The organism is Nocardia sp. NPDC058497 (assembly GCF_042720195.1).
Taxonomy (GTDB): Bacteria; Actinomycetota; Actinomycetes; order Mycobacteriales; family Mycobacteriaceae; genus Nocardia.
The window spans coordinates 1-2,245 of record NZ_JBHXMY010000782.1 but is presented as its reverse complement, the minus strand read 5'-3'; the positions used below and the strand labels follow the sequence as shown (position 1 = coordinate 2,245).

Annotated in this window: 3 protein-coding genes and 1 pseudogene; 2 read left to right on the top strand and 2 right to left on the bottom strand. The window is 62.8% G+C overall.

Going from position 1 to position 2,245, the window contains the following annotated elements:
• Window positions 1-259, top strand: a pseudogene (locus tag ACFWPJ_RS30880) (Uma2 family endonuclease); the annotation flags it as partial.
• A gap of 306 nt (window positions 260-565) precedes the next feature.
• Complete coding sequence (locus ACFWPJ_RS30875; protein ID WP_378856753.1) at window positions 566-1,132, top strand: Uma2 family endonuclease; 567 nt, start codon at window positions 566-568, stop codon at window positions 1,130-1,132.
• On the opposite strand, the gene ACFWPJ_RS30870 is transcribed toward ACFWPJ_RS30875, so the two are convergent.
• Window positions 1,129-1,290, bottom strand: coding sequence for a hypothetical protein (locus tag ACFWPJ_RS30870; protein ID WP_378856751.1), 162 nt, complete (start codon window positions 1,288-1,290; stop codon window positions 1,129-1,131). The two genes, ACFWPJ_RS30875 and ACFWPJ_RS30870, sit on opposite strands and share 4 nt — an antisense overlap.
• Window positions 1,290-1,910 carry a hypothetical protein gene (locus tag ACFWPJ_RS30865; RefSeq protein WP_378856749.1) on the bottom strand — a complete coding sequence of 207 codons (621 nt, stop codon included), beginning with the start codon at window positions 1,908-1,910 and terminating at the stop codon, window positions 1,290-1,292. The genes ACFWPJ_RS30870 and ACFWPJ_RS30865 overlap by 1 nt, the downstream gene beginning before the upstream one ends.
• Window positions 1,911-2,245: the final 335 nt, after the last annotated feature.

Below are 2,245 nucleotides of genomic sequence, written 5' to 3'. Positions count from 1 at the left end.
GGTGACCTCGGCGGGCACCATCGACGCTGATATCGGGATCAAACGCGAGCTGTATGCTCGCGCAGGAATTCCGGTGTATTTGATCGTGCATTTCGACAAGGACTGGCAGCTGATCACCATGATCGAGGAGTTGCGCCTCGACTGGTCTGGGCGCCGCTACGTCGGCCATGGTCAGCACACCGATGCGTTGGTCCTTACTGAGCCGGTCAAGATCGCATTGATGTTCGAGGATCTCCAGAGTCAGCTACCGCGCCGGTAACGCTACTTCCGCGTGGTATCGGCCGTTTCGGCGGCTTGGTCGCCGCGCGTAACCACCCGTCGCCGAGGTCATCATCGAATCCGCTTCTGTCGCATAGTTTTCGGGCGCCAACTCGAAGCGGATCGCTTGATTGCTCCGACCGTCACGGCTGCCGATAGATCCCGTGGTTGCCGATCCGCCGCCAGACCAGAATCGGGTCGCCGTTCAGTTCCTCGAGCACACGTCCTACCTCCGGAAACAGTGAGCTCGAATAGACTGAACCCGGCGGGCCGAGTCCGCCCCGATCGTGTCCGGGAGGAGCGCGTGATGACTGCCGAAACAGCGCCCCCTGCGTGGATGCATCAGCAGATCACGGCAGCGGAGTACGACTCCTGGTCCGAGGAGCAGTGTGCGGGTATCGAGATCGTCGACGGGATGGTCGTTGTGAGCCCGAGCGCGTCCAAGCGCCACAACCGGTTGGCCCGAATTCTCGCCAATTCGCTGGATGCCGCAGCCGGCCCGGACTGGAATGCCGATACCTACTTCGACGTCCGGTTCCAGGACGTTCCGCTCACCAATCGCCGTCCAGACGTTGTTGTCTATCGCGCAGACACCATCGACCTCGCGCCTACTCGTCCCGAGCATGTACTGCTGGTCGTTGAGGTCGTCTCGCCCGGATCGGAGACCACCGACCGGATCGTGAAGGTGAGCCAGTACGCCAAGGCAGGTATCGCCTTCTATTGGCGTATCGAGCAGGCCGCGACCGGCATCCCACTGATCTATACCTACATCCTCGACCCCGCGACGATGACTTATCGGACAGGCGACATGTTCACGGGCACCGTCACGGTGACGGCTCCATTCCCCGTGGAGATCGACCTCGGCAAAATCTAGTCCCGCGGGAGCTCGCCTGCCAGCGCGGCCAGGTCAGCGAGAAGCGACTCCGCATCGCCGAAGGTGCGGTACCGCCCGGCCTCGAGGTCGGCCTCCGCCTCGCGCTCCGCGGCCTGATGCCCTTCGGACCAGAACCACATCTCATCGACCGGAGGCATCAAGCACCGCGCTTCGTCATAGACGCGACGATGGCTTGATCCTCCAGTCCGTCGGCCACTCGGTTGAAGCCTGCCAGGTCAAGCCCGGGCGCGAGCTCGGCTACATACACCCGCTGGCCGAAATTCGCGGGTTTCGGCGACGTCCGCCCGGAAAGCCAGGCGTCCAGCTGGGCGAGAGTCTCCAACACCGGCTTGTTTGTCGAATCGTGCCGGAGTCCTCGCGAGGCGAGCCACTCGTTCACGTCACGCCACAACCAGAGGCCACCTGCTGCCAGATTCGTCGGCACGGGGAACGGCTGCGTTCCGCACCGCTCGCCCCGCACCCAGTTCCCGACTGCTTGACGAGTGACTTCGGCCCGATCCGCGATGTCTTGCCTGGTTACCAGGTCTGCGTAAGTACGGAGAACGGTGATGCCGACGGACTCGAGTACCTGCACGGCGTGGACACCCGCCGCAAAGGCCGACGCCGCCGCGGCGGTGACCGTCATCAACGTCAAACCGCTATGGCGCTGGACGATGCAATCGAGGCGGGCTTCGACCAGCTCGATTTTAGGGTCGAACGCATCCACGATCCCTTCGACCACAAACATGAACTCGAAGTCCTCGACAGCTTGCGTCATGGCTCTATGGTCGCCCCCACAGCAGTCGTCGTTCGTCACAACCATCCACTCCGATTCATTTGAGACGCTCGGTGTAGAACCCCGAATGGAGCACCCAGGGGTGCCGGTGTCGTAACCATCCCTGCCCGCTTCCCCGCACCGAACCCCGATTTGCGTCCTCGGCCAACACAATTGGCCCCACGCCTGGTATGGCGTGTGGCAGGTTGGACCCAGTCGAAGGTGTGCACTCCCGAACCGACCAGGTGCGTACGTGCGAGGCGTACGACGAAGGTGCTCGCATGAGGCTGGGTGTCAGGGTTTTCTATCCCTCGGTCTGGCTCTCCGATAACGACCGA

What these genes read in the sequence shown, in the direction of transcription:
- ACFWPJ_RS30865 (WP_378856749.1), bottom strand. Translation starts at nt 1,910, where the DNA reads ATGACGCAAGCTGTCGAGGACTTCGAGTTCATGTTTGTGGTCGAAGGG.
- ACFWPJ_RS30870 (WP_378856751.1), bottom strand. Translation starts at nt 1,290, where the DNA reads ATGCCTCCGGTCGATGAGATGTGGTTCTGGTCCGAAGGGCATCAGGCC.
- ACFWPJ_RS30875 (WP_378856753.1), top strand. Translation starts at nt 566, where the DNA reads ATGACTGCCGAAACAGCGCCCCCTGCGTGGATGCATCAGCAGATCACG.